This window comes from Micromonospora sp. CMU55-4, assembly GCF_011602315.1.
In the GTDB taxonomy this organism is placed as follows: Bacteria; Actinomycetota; Actinomycetes; order Mycobacteriales; family Micromonosporaceae; genus Micromonospora; species Micromonospora chalcea.
On the sequence record NZ_JAAOLH010000002.1, the window covers coordinates 475,384 to 493,426 of the forward strand.

Annotated in this window: 17 protein-coding genes and 1 pseudogene; 13 read left to right on the plus strand and 5 right to left on the minus strand. The window is 72.3% G+C overall.

All coding sequences use genetic code 11. From position 1 onward, the window contains the following. Window positions 1–11: 11 nt before the first annotated feature. The 7 genes and pseudogenes from glmU to HA073_RS05560 all read left to right on the plus strand — a co-directional run. Window positions 12–1,577, plus strand: a pseudogene (gene glmU / locus HA073_RS05530) (bifunctional UDP-N-acetylglucosamine diphosphorylase/glucosamine-1-phosphate N-acetyltransferase GlmU); the annotation flags it as partial. A gap of 56 nt (window positions 1,578–1,633) precedes the next feature. Beyond that, on the plus strand, window positions 1,634–2,614 hold the full coding sequence (locus HA073_RS05535; RefSeq protein WP_030501163.1) for a ribose-phosphate diphosphokinase: 981 nt from the start codon (window positions 1,634–1,636) through the stop codon (window positions 2,612–2,614). Between the two features lie 284 nt (window positions 2,615–2,898). Beyond that, window positions 2,899–3,594 (plus strand): 50S ribosomal protein L25/general stress protein Ctc, encoded by a 696-nt coding sequence (locus tag HA073_RS05540; protein WP_013283957.1) that lies wholly within the window; start codon window positions 2,899–2,901, stop codon window positions 3,592–3,594. 100 nt (window positions 3,595–3,694) lie between these two features. Beyond that, window positions 3,695–4,285, plus strand: coding sequence for an aminoacyl-tRNA hydrolase (gene pth / locus HA073_RS05545; protein WP_030501165.1), 591 nt, complete (start codon window positions 3,695–3,697; stop codon window positions 4,283–4,285). A 39-nt stretch (window positions 4,286–4,324) separates the two neighbouring features. Then, entirely contained in the window at window positions 4,325–5,158 is an 834-nt protein-coding gene (locus tag HA073_RS05550; RefSeq protein ID WP_069087186.1) for an inositol monophosphatase family protein, read from the plus strand. 79 nt (window positions 5,159–5,237) lie between these two features. Further along, window positions 5,238–6,149 (plus strand): sulfate adenylyltransferase subunit CysD, encoded by a 912-nt coding sequence (cysD, locus tag HA073_RS05555; protein ID WP_030501167.1) that lies wholly within the window; start codon window positions 5,238–5,240, stop codon window positions 6,147–6,149. Continuing rightward, window positions 6,149–7,450 carry a sulfate adenylyltransferase subunit 1 gene (locus HA073_RS05560; protein ID WP_030501168.1) on the plus strand — a complete coding sequence of 434 codons (1,302 nt, stop codon included), beginning with the start codon at window positions 6,149–6,151 and terminating at the stop codon, window positions 7,448–7,450. Before cysD ends, HA073_RS05560 begins: the two co-directional genes overlap by 1 nt. Before the next feature lie 100 nt (window positions 7,451–7,550). Here HA073_RS05560 and galK read toward each other — a convergent pair whose 3' ends face one another. Both galK and galE read right to left on the minus strand, forming a co-directional pair. Then, window positions 7,551–8,705, minus strand: coding sequence for a galactokinase (gene galK, locus HA073_RS05565; RefSeq protein WP_166455830.1), 1,155 nt, complete (start codon window positions 8,703–8,705; stop codon window positions 7,551–7,553). Then, window positions 8,702–9,688, minus strand: coding sequence for a UDP-glucose 4-epimerase GalE (gene galE, locus HA073_RS05570; RefSeq protein WP_043326801.1), 987 nt, complete (start codon window positions 9,686–9,688; stop codon window positions 8,702–8,704). Before galE ends, galK begins: the two co-directional genes overlap by 4 nt. A gap of 177 nt (window positions 9,689–9,865) precedes the next feature. On the opposite strand from galE, the gene HA073_RS05575 reads away from it, so the two are divergent. From HA073_RS05575 to HA073_RS05600, 6 genes are all read left to right on the plus strand, one after another. Then, window positions 9,866–10,882 carry a hemolysin family protein gene (locus tag HA073_RS05575; protein ID WP_205796082.1) on the plus strand — a complete coding sequence of 339 codons (1,017 nt, stop codon included), beginning with the start codon at window positions 9,866–9,868 and terminating at the stop codon, window positions 10,880–10,882. A gap of 33 nt (window positions 10,883–10,915) precedes the next feature. After that, entirely contained in the window at window positions 10,916–11,941 is a 1,026-nt protein-coding gene (gene trpS, locus HA073_RS05580; RefSeq protein WP_043326798.1) for a tryptophan--tRNA ligase, read from the plus strand. A 17-nt stretch (window positions 11,942–11,958) separates the two neighbouring features. Then, window positions 11,959–12,546, plus strand: coding sequence for a 2'-5' RNA ligase family protein (locus tag HA073_RS05585; RefSeq protein WP_043326796.1), 588 nt, complete (start codon window positions 11,959–11,961; stop codon window positions 12,544–12,546). Between the two features lie 56 nt (window positions 12,547–12,602). Beyond that, window positions 12,603–13,544, plus strand: a complete 942-nt coding sequence (locus HA073_RS05590; protein ID WP_043326794.1) for a YhjD/YihY/BrkB family envelope integrity protein — start codon at window positions 12,603–12,605, stop codon at window positions 13,542–13,544. Then, the gene (locus HA073_RS05595; protein WP_113972064.1) at window positions 13,541–13,915 is read left to right on the plus strand and encodes a GntR family transcriptional regulator; all 375 of its coding nucleotides are present in this window, start codon (window positions 13,541–13,543) and stop codon (window positions 13,913–13,915) included. Before HA073_RS05590 ends, HA073_RS05595 begins: the two co-directional genes overlap by 4 nt. 73 nt (window positions 13,916–13,988) lie before the next feature. Beyond that, a complete protein-coding gene (locus tag HA073_RS05600; protein WP_043326791.1) occupies window positions 13,989–14,432 on the plus strand; it encodes a hypothetical protein in 444 nt (147 codons plus the stop codon). 6 nt (window positions 14,433–14,438) lie between these two features. Here the strand turns inward: HA073_RS05600 and HA073_RS05605 are convergent, their stop codons facing one another. From HA073_RS05605 to HA073_RS05615, 3 genes are all read right to left on the minus strand, one after another. Further along, window positions 14,439–14,801, minus strand: a complete 363-nt coding sequence (locus HA073_RS05605) for a VOC family protein (RefSeq protein ID WP_043326789.1) — start codon at window positions 14,799–14,801, stop codon at window positions 14,439–14,441. Between the two features lie 162 nt (window positions 14,802–14,963). Next, a complete protein-coding gene (locus HA073_RS05610; protein ID WP_043326786.1) occupies window positions 14,964–16,598 on the minus strand; it encodes a glycoside hydrolase family 13 protein in 1,635 nt (544 codons plus the stop codon). Between the two features lie 277 nt (window positions 16,599–16,875). Then, window positions 16,876–17,955 (minus strand): LacI family DNA-binding transcriptional regulator, encoded by a 1,080-nt coding sequence (locus HA073_RS05615; protein WP_043326785.1) that lies wholly within the window; start codon window positions 17,953–17,955, stop codon window positions 16,876–16,878. Window positions 17,956–18,043: the final 88 nt, after the last annotated feature.

Sequence of the window (18,043 nt, forward strand, 5' to 3'; positions counted from 1 at the left end):
GGGTGGTTAGCATGACCGCGAGACTGTCGCCGTCCCGACGGGAGAGCCACGTCGTGTCCCAGCCCCACCTCCGCACCGTTGTCGTGCTCGCCGCCGGTGAGGGCAAGCGGATGAAGTCGTCCCTGCCCAAGGTGCTGCACCCACTGCTCGGCCGTACCCTGCTCGGTCACGTCCTCGCCGCGGCCGGGCCGCTGCGCGCGGACCGCACCGTGGTGGTGGTCGGCCACGGCGCCGACCAGGTCCGGGCGCACCTGACCGACGTGGCCCCGGCGGCGACGCCGGTGCTCCAGGAGCGCCAGCTCGGCACCGGGCACGCCGTCCGCATCGCGCTGGACGCGGTGCCGGACGCGACCGGCACCGTCGTGGTGATCAACGGGGATGTGCCGCTGCTGCGGCCGGAGACGGTTCGGGCGCTCGTCGAGGCGCACGAGGAAGCCGCCGCGGCGGCGACGGTGCTGGCGGCCGAGGTGCCGGACCCGACCGGCCTGGGCCGGATCGTGCGGGACGTGCAGGGGCACCTGGAGCAGATCGTGGAGGAGCGGGACGCCTCGCCCCAGCAGCGCGCGCTGCGGGAGATCAACGCGGGCATCTACGCGTTCGACGCGGCCCGCCTGCGGGAGGCGCTGGGCAAGCTCTCCACCGACAACGACCAGGGCGAGGAGTACCTGACCGACGTCTTCGCGCTGCTGCGCGACGCCGGGGAGCCGGTGGCGGTGCACTGCGCCGCCGACCACGTGGAGACGCTCGGCTGCAACGACCGGGTGGAGCTGTCCGCGCTGCGGCGGCTGCTGCGGGACCGGGTGAACGAGGGCTGGATGCGTACCGGGGTCAGCATCCTCGACCCGCACACGACGTGGATCGACGTGACGGTGACCGTGGAACGGGATGCGGTGATCGACCAGAACACGCAGCTCCAGGGCGCCACGGTGGTCGGCGCGGGCGCGCTCGTCGGCCCGGACACCACGCTCGTGGACACGGTGGTGGGCGCGGGCGCGAGCGTGGTGCGCTCCCACGCGCTCGGCGCCGAGGTGGGGCCGGAGGCCAGCGTGGGGCCGTACGCGTACCTGCGGCCAGAGTCGCGGCTGGGCCGCAAGGCGAAGGTCGGCACGTTCGTGGAGACCAAGAAGACGTCGATCGGTGAGGGCTCGAAGGTGCCGCACCTGTCGTACGTGGGGGACGCGACGATCGGCGACCACAGCAACATCGGCGCGGCCACCGTCTTCGTCAACTACGACGGGGTACGCAAGCACCACACCACCATCGGCAGCCACGCGCGTACCGGAGCGGACAACATGTTCGTGGCGCCGGTGCGGGTCGGCGACGGCGCGTACACGGCTGCGGGTTCGGTGATCACCGGGGACGTGCCGCCGGGCGCGATGGCGGTGGCGCGGGGCCAGCAGCGCAACGTGGAGGGCTGGGTGCTGCGCAAGCGGGCCGGCACGGAGGCCGCGGAGGCGGCGCGGCGGGCCGGTGAGGATGCGCCGGACACGGGCGCAGCCGCAAGGGAAGGTGACTGACTCCACGGGGATCGGCGGGCCGTGGGTGGATCGCTGAACCGGGGGCATACTGCAACCGAACACTCCCCGGCCTCACCGCCGCCGGGCACCACCGACATACGGGAGCAGACGGGCCCATGGGCAGCATCGTCGCCGAAAACCGCAAGAGCCTGATGCTCTTCTCCGGGAGGGGTTTTCCGGAGCTGGCCAAGGAGATCGGTGAGGTGCTCGGCGTCGCGCCGACGCCGGCCGACGCGTACGACTTCGCCAACGGCGAGATCTTCGTCCGGTACAAGGACTCGGTTCGTGGTTCGGACGCCTTCGTGGTGCAGTCCGTGACGCACGGCGTGAACACCTGGGTCATGGAGACCCTGATCATGGTCGACGCGCTGAAGCGCGGTTCGGCCAAGCGGATCACCGTGGTGCTGCCGTTCTACCCGTACGCGCGGCAGGACAAGAAGCACCGCGGCCGGGAGCCGATCTCGGCGCGGCTGATCGCCGACCTGCTCAAGACGGCGGGCGCGAACCGCATCCTGACCGTCGACCTGCACACCGCGCAGATCCAGGGCTTCTTCGACGGCCCGGTGGACCACCTGTTCGCCATGGACGTGCTGGCCGAGTACGTGGAGCACAAGTACGCGGGCCGCCCGATGACTGTGGTGGCGCCGGACTCGGGCCGGGTACGTGTGGCGGAGCGCTGGACCGACCGGCTGGGCGGCTGCCCGCTGGCGTTCATCCACAAGACCCGCGATCCGCTCAAGCCGAACCAGGTCGTGGCGAACCGGGTGGTCGGTGAGGTCGAGGGCCGGGTGTGCCTGATCGTGGACGACATGATCGACACCGGCGGCACGATCACCAAGGCGGCGGACATCCTCAAGGAGCAGGGCGCGGCGGAGATCGTGGTCGCCTCGACCCACGCGCTGCTGTCCGACCCGGCGACGGAGCGGCTGAAGAACAGCCCGATCAGCGAGGTCGTGGTGACGAACACGCTGCCGCTGCCGTCGGAGAAGCAGTTGGACAAGCTGACCGTGCTGTCGATCGCCCCGCTGCTGGCGCGGGCGATCCGGGAGGTCTTCGACGACGGTTCGGTGACCACCCTGTTCGGTGGCCTGAGCTGAGGAGTGCCGGTCCGGTCGCCGGTGTTCCGGCGGCCGGGCCGATGCCCTGCGGAACCGGCGGCGCGGTGATATGGGGGACTGCCGGAGAGCCGGGAATTCCCTCGGGTAGACTGGTGCGGTTGCCACGGCGAGGGTGCCCGGCGGGCTGCTGACAAGCACCGCACGGAGGCGCCGTCATCGACGCGGTGCTCCGGGCGGTCGTTCATGACCCTAGCCCCAGCGAGCCCCTCGCCCCAGCACCGCCAGACGACAAGCCGCCGCAGCGAAGCATCAGGAGTTTCCCCGTGTCCGAGGTAAAGATCAGCGCCGAGCCCCGTACCGAGTTCGGCAAGGGTGGTGCCCGTCGTACCCGCCGGGCCGGCAAGGTGCCCGCCGTGCTGTACGGCCACGGCGAGAAGCCCAAGCACATCGCGCTTCCGGCGCGGGAGTTCGCCGCCGCGATCCGTAAGGGCGGCGCGAACCAGCTCTTCGCGATCGAGGTCAGCGACGGCACCCAGGTGCTGGCGCTGCCGAAGGCGATCCAGCGTGACCCGATCAAGGACACCTTCGAGCACGTGGACCTGCTGCTGGTCCGCCGCGGCGAGAAGGTCACCGTCGAGGTCCCGGTCCAGCTGACCGGTGAGGCCGCCAAGGACACGCTGATCGTGCACGACCACGACACGCTGTCGGTGACCGCCGACGCGACCAAGGTGCCGGACCACCTGGAGGCGTCGATCGAGGGCGCCGAGCCGGGCACCACGATCACCGCCGCCGACGTCGAGCTGCCGGCCGGCGTCGAGCTGGCCACCGACGAGGAGACCGCTGTCGCCTCGGTGACCGCCGCTCCGACCGCCGAGCAGCTCGAGGCCACCCTCCCCGAGGTCGAGGAGGCCACCGAGGAGGCCGAGGCCGAGGTCGGCGAGGAGACTGCCGAGGGTGCCGAGGGCGCTCCGGCCGCCGAGGGCGAGGAGGCCCCGGCCGAGGCGAAGACCGAGGCCTGACCGGTCCGCAAGGCTGTGCGACAGGCGTCCCCGGTTCCCGGGGGCGCCTGTCGGCGTATCGGGACGGCTGGTCGGGGAAGCGAGCGGGAAGGGGCGTCGGGTGACGGACGAGGCGGGGCCGTGGCTGGTGGTCGGCCTGGGCAACCCCGGCCGGGAGTACGCGAACAACAGGCACAACGTCGGGTTCATGGTGGCCGACCTGCTGGCGGCCCGGGTGGGCGCGAAGTTCGGGCGGCACAAGCGCGCGATGGCCGAGGCCGCGGAGGGGCGGCTGGGGTTCGGCGGGCCGAAGCTGGTGCTGCTCAAGCCGTTGACGTACATGAACCTCTCCGGCGGCCCGGTGGCCGGGTTGGCGCAGTTCCACAAGATCCCGCCGGCGCACGTGATCGCGGTGCACGACGAGCTGGACATCCCGTACGGGCAGGTGCGGGTGAAGTGCGGCGGCGGCGAGGGCGGCCACAACGGTCTGCGTTCGATGTCGAAGTCGCTCGGCACGAAGGACTACGTGCGGGTGCGGTTCGGCATCGGCCGGCCGCCGGGGCGGCAGGACCCGGCTGACTACGTACTCTCGGATTTCTCCCCGTCGGAGCGCAAGGAGCTGGAGTTCCTGGTGGACCGCGCGGCGGACGTGGTGGAGTCGGTGGTTCTCAAGGGCGTGGAGCCGACGCAGAACCTGTACCACGGGGGCTGAGCAGTGGCCGGGGACCGAAGGGCGGGCGACGGGAGCATCATGGGCAGTCCTCCGATGATCGACGGCGGCTTCGCCCGGTGGCTGGCGTCGCGGGCCGGTCAGGCGCTGACGGCGTTGCGGACGGAGATGGGGTTCGCCGACGCGGGCGCGCTCCGGTCGGCCGGGGACAAGGTCTCGCACGACCTGATCCGCACCGAGCTGGCGAAGTGGCGGCCGGCGGACGCGGTGCTGTCGGAGGAGGACGAGGGTTCGCGGCTGGCCTGGACGGCGGAGGTGACGGACGCGGCGTTGTCGCGCCTGAACGCGGACCGGGTCTGGATCATCGATCCGCTGGACGGCACCCGGGAGTACGCGGAGGAAGGGCGCTCGGACTGGGCGGTGCACGTGGCGCTCTGGTCGCGTCACGCGTCGACGCCGCACGGTCTGGTGGCGGGCGCGGTGGGCCTGCCGGCCCAGCACCGGGTGCTCGGCACGGACCATCCGCCGGCGTATCCGCCGATGACAGTGGAGGCGGCCGTGGGTGGCGGCCGGCGGGTCATCCGGTTGGCGGCCAGTCGTAGCCGTCCGCCGGTTTTCCTGACCGATCTGGCAGAGGACGTCGGCGCTCATCTGGTCCCGATGGGCTCGGCGGGCGCGAAGATCGCCGCCGTGGTCACCGGCGAGGTCGACGCGTACATCCACGCGGGCGGTCAGTACGAGTGGGATTCGGCCGCTCCGGTCGCTGTGGCGACGGCCACCGGTCTGCATGCTTCCCGGATCGACGGTTCTGCGCTGAAATACAACGGGGCCGACCCGCGTCTACCGGATCTGCTGGTCTGCCGCAAGGATCTCGCGAGTCGGTTGCTTGCAGCGTTGCAGCGGCATTCCGGGTAACCTGAGCGTTCTTCTTCACGAGTCCGACCTGAAAGGTCTGGAATCCGATGTACGGATCCGTGCGAATCGAGTTCGTGTCATGACGTCCCCCGCCGCGTACCAGGTGTCGCACCTCGACGCCCTTGAGGCGGAGAGCATCTTCGTGATGCGCGAGGTGGTCGCCGAGATGGAGCGGCCGGTGCTGCTCTTCTCCGGCGGCAAGGACTCGATCGTGATGCTCCGGTTGGCCCAGAAGGCGTTCGCGCCGGCCAACATCCCCTTCCCGGTGATGCACGTGGACACCGGGCACAACTTCCCCGAGGTGCTCGACTACCGCGACCAGCGGGTGGCCGAGCTGGGCCTGCAGTTGATCGTGGCGAGCGTGCCGGAGGCGCTGAACAAGGGCCTGGTCCGCGAGTCCGCCGACGGCATGCGCAACCGGATCCAGACGCCGGTGCTGCTGGAGGCGGTGGAGAAGCACCGCTTCGACGCGCTGTTCGGCGGCGCCCGGCGCGACGAGGAGAAGGCGCGGGCCAAGGAGCGGGTGTTCAGCTTCCGCGACGAGTTCGGCCAGTGGGACCCGAAGAACCAGCGTCCGGAGCTGTGGGCGCTGTACAACGGCCGGCACCACCCGGGCGAGTCGATCCGGGTGTTCCCGCTGTCGAACTGGACCGAGCTGGACGTGTGGCACTACATCGCGCGGGAGCGGATTCCGCTGCCGTCGATCTACTACGCGCACGAGCGCGAGGTGATCGAGCGCGACGGCATGCTCTACGCGGTGAACGAGTTCTTCCGGGCCCGCGCCGGTGAGCAGCCGTTCAAGGCCCAGGTGCGGTACCGGACCGTGGGTGACGCCTCCTGCACCGCGGCGGTCCGGTCGGACGCCGACACGGTGGAGAAGGTGATCGAGGAGGTGGCCGCCACGCGGATCACCGAGCGCGGCGCGACCCGTGGTGACGACCGGGTCAGCGAGGCCGCCATGGAGGACCGCAAGCGAGAGGGCTACTTCTGATGAGCGTCGAGACCCTGGCGCCGGCCGAGAGCGACACCGCGCGGCCGATGGACCTGCTGCGGTTCGCCACCGCGGGCAGCGTCGACGACGGCAAGTCGACGCTCATCGGCCGTCTGCTCTACGACACCAAGTCGCTGTTCACCGACCAGCTCGCCGCCGTCGAGGCGGTCAGCGCGGCGCGTGGCGACGAGTACACCAACCTGGCGCTGCTCACCGACGGCCTGCGCGCCGAGCGGGAGCAGGGCATCACCATCGACGTGGCGTACCGCTACTTCGCCACGCCGCGGCGCAAGTTCATCATCGCCGACACCCCCGGGCACATCCAGTACACCCGGAACATGGTCACCGGCGCCTCCACCGCCGACCTGGCGCTGATCCTGGTGGACGCGCGTAAGGGCCTGGTGGAGCAGTCCCGCCGGCACGCGTTCCTCTGCTCGCTGCTGCGGGTGCCGCACCTGGTTCTCTGTGTGAACAAGATGGACCTGGTGGACTGGTCGCAGGAGGTCTACGAGCGGATCGCCGACGAGTTCACCGCGTTCGCGGCGAAGCTCGACGTGCCCGACCTGACGGTGGTGCCGGTCTCCGCGCTCAAGGGCGACAACATCGTCACCCGCTCGGAGAACATGCCCTGGTACGAGGGTCCGTCGCTGCTGCACCACCTGGAGCGGGTGCACATCGCCTCCGACCGCAACCTGGTCGACGTGCGGTTCCCGGTGCAGTACGTGATCCGGCCGCAGTCCACCACCGTCACCGACTACCGGGGCTACGCCGGGCAGGTGGCCTCCGGTGTGCTCAAGCCGGGCGACGAGATCATGGTGCTGCCGTCCGGCTTCACCAGCCGGATCGCGGCGGTGGAGACCGCCGACGGCCCGGTGGACGAGGCGTTCCCGCCGATGTCGGTGACGGTCCGGCTGACCGACGAGCTGGACATCTCCCGCGGCGACATGATCTGCCGGCCGAACAACGCCCCGATGGCCGTGCAGGACATCGAGGCGATGGTCTGCTGGATGGACGAGACCCGCCCGTTGCAGGTCGGCGGCAGGTACGCGATCAAGCACACCACCCGCTCGGCGCGGGCGATCGTGCGCGGCCTGCACTACCGGCTGGACATCAACTCGCTGCACCGGGACGAGACGGTGGGCGAGTTGAAGCTCAACGAGATCGGCCGGGTCCGGCTGCGCACCACGGTGCCGCTGCTGGCCGACGAGTACCGCCGCAACCGCACCACCGGCGGCTTCGTGATCATCGACGAGGCCACCAACCGTACGGTCGGCGCCGGCATGATCGTCGAGGCCGGCTGACCCCCTGCTTCGTAAGGAAGGGCCCCTTGTTGACAGCGCGCTGTTAACAAGGGGCCCTTCCTCTACCGCAGGCGTTAATAAGGGGCCCTTCCTTACACCCTCAGCCCAGGCGGGTGACGCCGTCGGCCGGGAGGACCGTGAGCGTGCCGGGGGCGGTGAAGCCGCGCTTCGCGTACGCCTCGGTGACGGCGGCGGCCACCGGGTCGGCGGCCTCGGCGTCGACCAGGGCGAGCACGCAGCCGCCGAAGCCGCCGCCGGTCATCCGCGCGCCGTACGCCCCGGCGGACAGCGCCGCCTCGACCGCGGTGTCGATCTCCGGCACGGTGATCTCGAAGTCGTCGCGCATGGAGGCGTGTGAGGCGGTCAGCAGCGGACCGGTGTCGCGGACCCGGCCGGCGCGCAGCAGCGCGACGGTGTCGAGCACCCGCTGGTTCTCGGTGACGACGTGCCGGACCCGGCGGCGGGTCTCGTCGTCGTCGAGGCGGGCCAGCGCGGCGTCGAGGTCGGCCACGTCGACGTCGCGCAGCGCGGTCACCCCGAGCGTCGCGGCGGCCCGCTCGCAGCTGCGGCGCCGGGCCGCGTACTCGCCGTCCGCGTGCCGGTGCGGCGCCCGGCTGTCGATCACCAGCACGGCCAGCCCGGCGGCGTCCAGGTCGAACGGGATCTGCTCGACCTCCTCGGTGCGGCAGTCGAGGAACAGGGCGTGCCCGGCCTGGCCGCGGATCACGGCGGACTGGTCCATGATCCCGGTGGGCGCGCCGACGTAGTCGTTCTCGGCCCGCTGGGCCAGCCGGGGCCACGCCTGCGCGGGCAGGTCGAGGCCGCCGAGGTCGACCAGCGCGGCCAGCACCGCCGACTCGATCGCGGCCGACGAGGAGAGCCCGGAGCCGACCGGCACGTCGGAGGCGACGGCGAGCCGCGCGCCCGGCACGTCGTGGCCGGCGGCGCGCAGCGCCCACACCACCCCGGCCACGTAGGCGGCCCAGCCGTCGACGCCGCCGGGCTCGTCGGCCTCCGCCGCGCCGAACTCGACCGGCTCGTCGTCCAGCTCCGACCAGACCGTCCAGCGTCCGTCGGGGGCGGGCGCGGCGGCGACCACGGTACGCAGCGGCAGCGCGAAGGGCAGCACGAAGCCGTCGTTGTAGTCGGTGTGCTCGCCGATCAGGTTGACCCGTCCGGGTGCCGCCCAGCGGCCGGCCGGCTCGGTGCCGTACCGCTGCCGGAAGCCGGCGGTGGCGCGGTCGGCGACGGTCATGAGGGCTGCCCCGCGACGTGGGCCCGGTAGAACGCCCAGGCGTCGCCGACCATGTCGTGCAGGGTGGGCTTGGCCGGCGTCCAGCCCAGCTCGTCGCGGGCGAGCGCGGAGGACGCGACCAGTTCGGCCGGGTCGCCCTCGCGGCGGGGGGCGACCTCGACCGGCACCGGGTGGCCGGTGACCTCGCGGACCACGTCGACCACCTGCCGGTTGGTGAAGCCGTTGCCGTTGCCCAGGTTGTAGATGCGGTGCCGGCCCGGGGTGGCCGCGTCGAGCGCGAGCAGGTGGGCGCGGGCCAGGTCCTCCACGTGGATGTAGTCGCGTACGCAGGTGCCGTCGACAGTGGGGTAGTCGTCGCCGAAGAGCTGGAGCTTCTCCCGCCGCCCGGCGGCCACGTCGAGCGCGATCGGGATGAGGTGCGTCTCCGGGTCGTGCCGTTCGCCGATGGCCAGCCCGTCGCGCAGGTACGCCCCGGCGACGTTGAAGTAGCGCAGCGAGACGGCGGCCAGGTCGTGCGCGATCGCCTCGGAGGTGAGCGCCATGTCGACGGCCAGCTTGGTCGCGCCGTAGGTGCTGGTGGGGGCCTTGACGGCCGTTTCCGGGATGGGTAGTTCGGTGGGGTTGCCGTAGACGGCGGCGGTGGAGGAGAAGACCATCCGGGGCACCCGGGCGGCGCGGACCGCGTCGATGAGCGCGATCGAGCCGACGGTGTTGGTGTGCCAGTACAGCTCGGGCCGGATCATCGACTCGCCGGCGGCGATGAGGGCCGCGAAGTGCAGCACGCCGTCGTACCCGGCGTCGGGGGTGAGCACCCGGGCGGCCTCGTGCACCGGCAGGTCGACGTGGGTCGCCTCGGGGGCGAGGGCTTCCCGGTGACCGGTGCGCAGGTCGTCCAGCACGGTCACCTGGTGGCCGTGGTCGAGCAGCATCCGGGTCACCACGCTGCCGATGTAGCCGGCGCCGCCGGTGACGAGCAGTTTCACGTCGGTCGTCCTCCTGCCTGGGCCGCGTCCCGCGGCCTTCCCGCGATCACCCTACGGCCGGGGGCGGTGTCGCGGCTGTCGAGTTGAGCCCGCCTCCATTCCATCACAATCCTTCATGACTGAACAGATCCGAACATCGGCCCGAGCGTACGGTGGCCGCTGTCTACCATCCTTCTCATGCGGGAGGGTGGTGGTCCCGGGCCCCGGCGGCGTCCGCCGGGGCGGCTCCGACGCGAACCCGGCCCGCTGGCCCGCACCGTGGCCCGCCTCGTGGTGCGGGCCGCCGACGGCGCCACCCGCCTGGTGACCGACCTGCTCGGCGCCAGCCCGGTCGCCGGCCGGGAGCGGATCAGCGAGGCCGAGCTGCGGGACCTGGTCGCGGCGAACACGCTGCTCGACGCCGACGAGCGCCGGATCATCGACGAGGTGCTGCTGGCCGGCGCCCGGCTCGTCCGCGAGGTCATGGTGCCCCGCACCGAGGTGGTCTTCCTCAGCGCGGCGCTGCCGCTGGCCCAGGCGCGGCGACTGGTCCGGGACGACCCGCACACCCGCTACCCGGTGGTCGACGGCACCCACGACGACGTGGTCGGCATGGTGCACCTGCGGGACGTGCTGCTGCGCCCGGAACCCGACCGGCCGCTGGTGGTCGGCGAGCTGACCCGCGAGGTGAAACGCCTGCCGGACAGCAAGCGCGTGCTCGCGGCGCTGACCGAGATGCGCCGGGAGGGCCACCACCTGGCCGTGGTCATCGACGAGTACGGCGGCACCGCCGGCATCGTCACCTGCGAGGACCTGGTCGAGGAACTGGTCGGGGAGATCCGCGACGAGGAGCACGGCCCGCCCGAGCCGGAATCCACCGGGCTGCCCGCCGTCGTGGACGGCCGGCTCAACCTGACCGACTTCGCCGAACGTACCGGGGTGCCGCTGCCCGCCGGCCCGTACGAGACGGTGGGCGGGTTCGTGATGGCCGCGCTGGGCCGGCTGCCGGTGGCCGGGGACGAGGTGCCGGTGACGCTCGACCCGGACGGCGGATCGGTCCCCGCCGATCCGGCCGGCTGGCTGCTGCGGGTGCTGGCGCTCGACGGCAGGCGGGTGTCCCGCCTGGCGGTCTCCGCCGCGCGGCTGCCCGAGCCCCGGCGTGAGGTGAACGGTCCGCTTCCGCCCGTACCCGCCCGATCCACCGGCCCGTCATGACGGACGCCGGGGCTTGCTGACAGAATTGCCGCCATGTCCGACGTACCCGCCCGCCCGCGCGTCTTCTCCGGCATCCAGCCGACGGCCGACTCGTTCCACCTCGGCAACTACCTGGGCGCGCTGCGGCACTGGGTGGCGTTGCAGGACAGCCACGACGCCTACTACTGCGTGGTCGACCTGCACGCGATCACCGCCGGGCACGACCCCAAGGTGCTCAAGCACCGCAGCCGGGTGGCCGCCGCGCAGCTGTTCGCGCTCGGCCTCGACCCGGAGCGCAGCACGCTGTTCGTCCAGTCGCAGGTGCCCGAGCACCCGCAGCTGGCCTGGGTGCTCGGCTGCATCACCGGGTTCGGCGAGGCCGGCCGGATGACCCAGTTCAAGGACAAGTCGCAGAAGCAGGGCAGCGAGCGGGCCAGCGTCGGCCTGTTCACGTACCCGATCCTGCAGGCCGCCGACATCCTGCTCTACCAGGCGAACGCGGTGCCGGTGGGCGAGGACCAGCGGCAGCACCTGGAGCTGTCCCGCGACCTGGCGCAGCGGTTCAACTCGCTGTTCGGGCGCACCTTCACGGTGCCCGCGCCGCACATCGTGAAGGACACCGCGAAGATCACCGACCTGCAGGACCCGACGGCGAAGATGTCGAAGTCGTCGTCCTCCCCGGCCGGCATCATCGACCTGCTGGAGGACCCGGCCCGCTCGGCCAAGAAGATCCGCTCGGCGGTCACCGACACCGGCCGCGAGATCGTCTTCGACGCCGAGGGCAAGCCGGGCATCAGCAACTTGCTCACCATCTACTCGGCGCTGTCCGGCCGGTCCATCGACGACCTGGTGGCCGCGTACGACGGCAAGGGCTACGGCGACCTCAAGAAGGACCTGGCCGAGGTGGTGCGCGAGTTCGTCACCCCGATCCAGGAACGCACGAACGGCTACCTGAACGACCCGGCCCAACTGGACAAGCTGCTCGCGCGGGGCGCGGAGAAGGCCCGCGTGGTGGCCGACGCGACGCTGCGTGCGGCGTACGAGCGGGTCGGTTTCTTCCCGCCGGTGCGGTTCGAGTAGCGGCCCGGGCGGGACGGGTGACGCAGCCGGAGGCCGGAGGGGTGGCGCGCGACGTGGCGGGCAATGACGCGGCGCCGGGCGGCGCGGACACGATCCAGATCGGGATCGCCGTCGACATCCCCGAGCCGTGGGGCGGGATGCTCACCCGCCGCCGGGTCGAGGCCGGCGACCCGGCGGCCGTCCCCGCGCACGTCACCCTGCTCGGGCCCACCGAGATTCCGGTACGCGCGCTGCCCGCCGTCGAGGAGCACCTGGACCGGGTCGCCGCCGCGCACCTGCCGTTCACGCTGCACCTGCGCGGCACCGGCACGTTCCGCCCGGTCACCCAGGTGGTCTTCGTGGCGGTGGCGGCCGGGATCAGCGAGTGCGAACTGCTGGCCGCCGCCATCAACTCCGCTCCCGAGCTGCGCCGCGAGCTGCGTTTCCCGTACCACCCGCACGTCACAGTGGCACAGGACGTGCCACCCGAGGTGCTCGACAAGGCGTACGAGGATCTGGCCGACTTCTCCGCGCTGTTCCAGGTGGAGGCGTTCACGCTGTTCTCGCACAGCGGGGCTACCCGGTGGCAGCCCCGGCGCGACTTCCGGCTCGGCGGGGCGAGCTGAACATTCGACCGGCCGGGGCTCCTCCGCCACGGGCGGAGATCAGCGAGGATGACGGGGTGAACGTCTTCGGCCGGATCGAGGCGGCGGTCGGGCGCCGCATCGACGCGGCCCGGGGCCGGTCGTCGGTCTTCGACCACGTGTGGCGCGCCGGGACGCTCTACGCCGACCTGCTCGCCGGGCGGCTCGCCGCCGCCATCGCGTACTACGGCTTCTTCGCCGTGTTCGCGCTCGCGCTCGTCGCGTACTGGGTCTTCGGCGCGGTGCTGCGCGACAACGAGGAGGTCAGCCGCGCGGCCGCCCACTTCCTCGAAGAGAACCTGCCCTTTCTCGACCCGGCGCAGATCGCCGAGAGCAGCAACACCGTCGGCGTGGTCGGCCTGGTCATCCTGGTGTTCACCGGCATCGGCTGGGTGGAGGCGATCCGCTCCTCGCAGCGGCTGATGTACGGCTTCAACCAGCAGCCCGGCAACCTGGTGATGCGGCGGCTGGTCGACCTGGGCGTGCTGGTCGCGGTCTTCGTGCTGTTGTTCGTCTCGGTCGCCGCCGTGGACGCGCTGGAGTCGCTGCTGCGTTTCCTGCTGCGCAGCACCGGCTCGGTGGGCCTGACCACGGTCAGCGCGGTGCTGAGCGTGCTCGTCAACGCCGTGCTGGCCGCCGCGCTGCTGCTCGCAGTGCCCCGGCTGCGGATGAGCCGGCGCCGGCTGCGACCGGCGGTGCTCGCCGTCGCGATCGGCATCACCCTGCTCAACACGGTGGGGCGCTACTACGTGGTACGCACCGAGCGGAACCCGGCGTACACGGTGGTCGCCACCGCCGTGGGCCTGCTGCTCTACCTCTACCTGCTCAACCAGTTGGTGCTCTTCGGCGCGGCGCTCGCCGCCACCAGCCCGTACGGCCGGGTGGTGGACCTGGCCGAGGGCGGCGCCCGGGAGGTGGACGTGGAGGCGGACGTGCTCGACGAGGAAACCGAACCGGGAACGCCGGGAGGGGCGGGATGAGCGCGCGGATCCGGATCGACGCGGCGTCGGCGGTGCCGCCGTACGAGCAGGTGCGCGCGCAGTTCGCGGCGCGGATCGGCGACGGGCGGCTGCCGGTGGGGACCCGGCTGCCCGCGGTCCGGCAGCTCGCGGCGGACCTGGGGCTGGCGGTGAACACGGTGGCGCGGGCCTACCGGGAGCTGGAGGCCGCCGGGCTGGTCCAGACGCGCGGCCGGCACGGCACGGTGGTCGCGCCGGGGCGGGACGACGCCGTCGACCGGTTGCAGCAGGCCGCCGCCGGGTACGCCGTCGAGGCGCGCCGCCTGGGCGTCCCGCCGGAGCGGGCGGTCGCCCTGGTCCGCGCGGCGCTGGACGCCGGCACGCGTGGCTGAGCGTGGTCCCCTGAGCGGGGAGAGTCGAGCCGATGCGTTCCCCGGGCGGATCCCGTCCGACGATGATGGGCCGGTGGGCGCACTCGTGACACTCGACCTGCCGGACGACTCGCCGATGCTCGGCCTGCCGTGGATCATCACGTTCGGCCCGCTCGGCGCGGACGACGAGTGGGAGCCGGTGGTCTGCGGCCCGTACGAGCGGGCGCACGCGCTGGCGCTGGCCGAGGCGGTGGTGGCCGAGGAGCAGTTGATGGCGGTGGTGGAGCCGCTGCTGCCCGCGCTCACGCCGGAGGAGATCCGGGGCGAGATCGCCGCCGCGCAGATCGCCGCCGAGGACGAGGCGGCCGAGATCGACCAGGCGGACCTGTACGGCGACTTCGAGGACGTCATCGACGAGGAGCTGGAACGGGCCGCCGAGCGCGAGCCGGAGCCCGAGCCGGCGAAGGCGCCCGACCGGGAGGAGATCCGGGCCGGGTTCGCCCGGATCGCCGCGCTGCTCACCGCCAAGGGCGGCTGAGGACGCTCAGCGCGGCGGCCCGTCGAGCACGCAGAACTCGTTGTCCTCCGGGTCGACGAGCACCACGAAGCCCTCCGCGCCGGTCTGCCCGACGTCGGCGCGCCGGGCGCCGAGCCCGATCAGTCGCTCGACCTCCGCCGTCTGCCCCTCGTCGGCGACCAGGTCCAGGTGGAGCCGGTTCTTGCCGCGCTTCGGGGTGCCGCTGCCCTGCAACCAGACGGTCGGGCCGGGCCGGCCGGGCGGCGGGTAGAGCTTCGCGTTGCCGTCGTCGCCCTGCGAGACGGTGTAGCCGAGGGCGGCGGACCAGAACCGGGCCATCCGGTCCAGGTCGCTGACATCGAGGGTGTACTGCGCCACGCGTGCGGTCATCCCCCGGTGGTACCCCGGGCTGCCGGGATGGACACCGGCCCCCCGGGAGCGGACTCCCGAGGGGCCGGGACCACCTCACCCCCCACCACAAGGGGTCGGCAGCCCAGCCGCCCGTCGGCGCGGAGCACAACGGACGGCCAGGTCGTTGGCGGGTTACCCGGCTCAGCGCCGTTCGAACCACGCAGCCGCGTCCACCGGCAGGACGTGCCCGTCGCCCCGCTCGGTGAGGTCGGCGCTCGCGACGAGCGGGCGGCCGTGGCCGCTCACCGTCACGTCGGCGCCGCTGATGTTGACCACACAGGTCAGCTCGGCGTCCCCGGCGGCGCGGCGGAACGCGAGTACGCCGGGCTCGGTCTCCAGCCAGGTGATGCCGCCGACCCCGGCGAGCGCCGGGTGCTCGTGCCGGATCCGCAGCGCGGTCCGGTACAGCTCCAGCGTCGAGCCGGGCGCACCGGCCTGGGCGGCCACCGACAGCTCCCGCCAGGTCGCCGGCGCCGGCAGCCAGCTCAGCTCGCTGCCGTCGGGCCCGAAGCCGTACGGGGGCAGGTCGCCGCCCCACGGGATCGGCACCCGGCAGCCGTCGCGGCTCTCCCCGGTACGCCGGAACGCCGGGTCCTGGCGCAGCTCGTCGGGGAGGTCCAGCACCTCCGGCAGGCCCAGTTCCTCGCCCTGGTAGACGTACGCGCAGCCGGGCAGCGCGAACATCAGCAGCGCGGCGGCGCGGGCGCGGCGCAGGCCGACCTCGCCGTCGCCGTACCGGGTGACGTGCCGCTGCCGGTCGTGGTTGGACAGCACCCAGGTGGTCGGCGCGCCCACGATCGTGGACTCGGCCAGCGCCGTGTCGATCACCTTGCGGAACGAGTCGGCCGACCAGGTGGCGTCGAGGAAGTCGAAGCTGAACGCCTGGTGCAGCTCGTCCGGGCCGATGTAACGGGCCAGCCGCTGCGGGGTCTCGGCCCACGCCTCGGCCACCGCCATCCGGCCGCCCGGGTAGCTGTCCAGGATCGGCCGCCAGGCGCGGTAGATGTCGTGCACCTCGTCCTGGTCGAAGTACGGCAGCCGGCCCTTGCCCAGCAGCTCGGACTGGCGCCGGCCGGTGGTCATCGAGTTGAAGCCGACGTCCGGCAGGCCCTCGGCCTTGATCATTCCGTGGGCCACGTCGATCCGGAAGCCGTCCACACCCCGGTCCAGCCAGAAGCGCAGGACGTCCTCGAACTCGGCCCGTACCTCGGGGTGGCGCCAGTTCAGGTCGGGCTGGGCCGGGTCGAACAGGTGCAGGTACCACTGGCCGTCGACCACGCGCGTCCAGGCCGGGCCGCCGAAGATGCTCTCCCAGTCGTTCGGGGGCAGCTCGCCCTGCTCGCCCTTGCCGTCGGCGAACAGGTAGCGCTCACGCTCCGGCGAACCGGGGCCGGCGGCGAGCGCGGCGGCGAACCACGGGTGCGCGCTGGAGGTGTGGTTGGGGACCATGTCGACGATGATCCGCAGGCCGAGCGCGTGCGCGTCGGTGATCATCTCGTCGAAGTCGGTCAGGTTGCCGAACAGCGGGTCGACGTCGCGGTAGTCGGCCACGTCGTAGCCGGCGTCGACCTGCGGCGAGGTGTAGAACGGCGTCAGCCAGAGCGCGTCCACGCCGAGGTCGCGCAGGTAGGGAAGGCGCTGCCGGATGCCCTGGAGGTCACCGACCCCGTCGGCGTTCGCGTCGGCGAAGCTGCGGACGTACACCTGGTAGACGACCGCGGACCGCCACCAGTCGTCGTCGGCGGTCCGTGGCGTGGGGGTGGTGGCGGAGGTCATCGCTGTCGATTCCCGTTCTGTGGTGGCGCAGGGTGTCAGAGCAGAATGCCGCCACAGCCCTGCAAGAGTCAAGCATTCCTTGCGCAAGAAATGACAGCCATCACCCGCGCCGACCCTGCCCCCGTCTCCCGAATTCCGGGACGCCCACCCACCCCCACTGCCGCCGATCCGGTCGATCATGAGGTTGACGGCAGTCTCTGCCCGCTTTGTCCCCGCCAACTTCATGATCGCCGCGCCCTGAGCCGGGCGGGAGGGAGGGGGCAGGGAGTGCGGGGCGTCAGGCGGGGATGGGGAGGGAGGGGGAGGACGGGCTGGCGGGGCGCTGGCGCTTCGGGGGGTCGGCGGGGCGGGTCACCGCGGTCGAGCCGCGTACCACCAGCTCGGGCCGGAACAGGTACTCGGAGTTCGGGGAGGGGTGGCCGTTGATCTCGTCGACCAGGGCCCGCACCGCCGCCACCGCCATGGCGGCCACCGGCTGGCGCACTGTGGTCAGCGGCGGGTCGGTGAACGCCATCAGCGGGGAGTCGTCGTACCCGACCACGGAGACGTCGTCGGGCACCGACAGGCCGCGCTGGCGGGCGGCCCGGATCGCGCCGAGCGCCATCAGGTCCGAGCCGCAGACCAGTCCGGTCACGCCGCGTTCGATGAGCCGGCCGGCGGCGGCCTCGCCGCCCTCGACGCCGAACAGCGACAGCTCGGTCAGCTCGGTCAGCTCGTCGGAGGTGATGTCGGTGAGGCGCCCCATCGCGGCCTTGTAGCCGGCGACCTTGCGCTGCACCGGCACGAACCGGTCCGGGCCGGTGATCAGGCCGATCCGGCGGTGCCCGAGCGCGACCAGGTGGGCGACCGCCAGTTCGGCGGACTCCCGGTCGTCGCAGGAGACGAACGGCGCGGGGATGCCCGGCGCGTACCCGTTGATCATGACGATCGGCAGCGGCCGGGCCAGCAGCGTGCGGTAGCGGTCGTGGTCCGCGGCGGTGTCGGCGTGCAGGCCGGAGACGAAGACGATGCCGGAGACCTGCCGGTCCAGCAGCATCTCCACGTACTCGTCCTCGCGGACGCCGCCTGGGGTCTGCGTGCAGAGCACCGGTGTGTAGCCGGTGGGGGCGAGCGCGGACTCGATGATCTGGGCGAACGCCGGGAAGATCGGATTGTCCAGCTCCGGCACGACCAGGCCGACCAGCCCGGCGCTGCGCTTGCGCAACCGGGCCGGACGTTCGTACCCGAGCACATCGAGGGCGGTGAGGACGGCCTGCCGGGTCTCGGGGGCCACGCCGGGGCGGTCGTTGAGCACCCGCGACACCGTGGCCTCGCTGACTTCGGCCTGTTGGGCGATGTCGGACAGTCGAGCGCGCATGTGCGGCACTTTAGCCCAACGGCAAAGTCTTGCGTACACTTCTGCAAGCCCTTCCATTCTCTGCAACCTCTTGCTAACGTCCCCGCAA

Coding starts and splice junctions, on each gene's coding strand:
- HA073_RS05535 (WP_030501163.1), top strand. CDS start 1,634: ATGGGCAGCATCGTCGCCGAAAACCGCAAGAGCCTGATGCTCTTCTCC.
- HA073_RS05550 (WP_069087186.1), top strand. CDS start 4,325: ATGGGCAGTCCTCCGATGATCGACGGCGGCTTCGCCCGGTGGCTGGCG.
- cysD (WP_030501167.1), top strand. CDS start 5,238: ATGACGTCCCCCGCCGCGTACCAGGTGTCGCACCTCGACGCCCTTGAG.
- HA073_RS05560 (WP_030501168.1), top strand. CDS start 6,149: ATGAGCGTCGAGACCCTGGCGCCGGCCGAGAGCGACACCGCGCGGCCG.
- galK (WP_166455830.1), bottom strand. CDS start 8,705: ATGACCGTCGCCGACCGCGCCACCGCCGGCTTCCGGCAGCGGTACGGC.
- HA073_RS05575 (WP_205796082.1), top strand. CDS start 9,866: ATGCGGGAGGGTGGTGGTCCCGGGCCCCGGCGGCGTCCGCCGGGGCGG.
- trpS (WP_043326798.1), top strand. CDS start 10,916: ATGTCCGACGTACCCGCCCGCCCGCGCGTCTTCTCCGGCATCCAGCCG.
- HA073_RS05595 (WP_113972064.1), top strand. CDS start 13,541: ATGAGCGCGCGGATCCGGATCGACGCGGCGTCGGCGGTGCCGCCGTAC.
- HA073_RS05605 (WP_043326789.1), bottom strand. CDS start 14,801: ATGACCGCACGCGTGGCGCAGTACACCCTCGATGTCAGCGACCTGGAC.
- HA073_RS05610 (WP_043326786.1), bottom strand. CDS start 16,598: ATGACCTCCGCCACCACCCCCACGCCACGGACCGCCGACGACGACTGG.
- HA073_RS05615 (WP_043326785.1), bottom strand. CDS start 17,955: ATGCGCGCTCGACTGTCCGACATCGCCCAACAGGCCGAAGTCAGCGAG.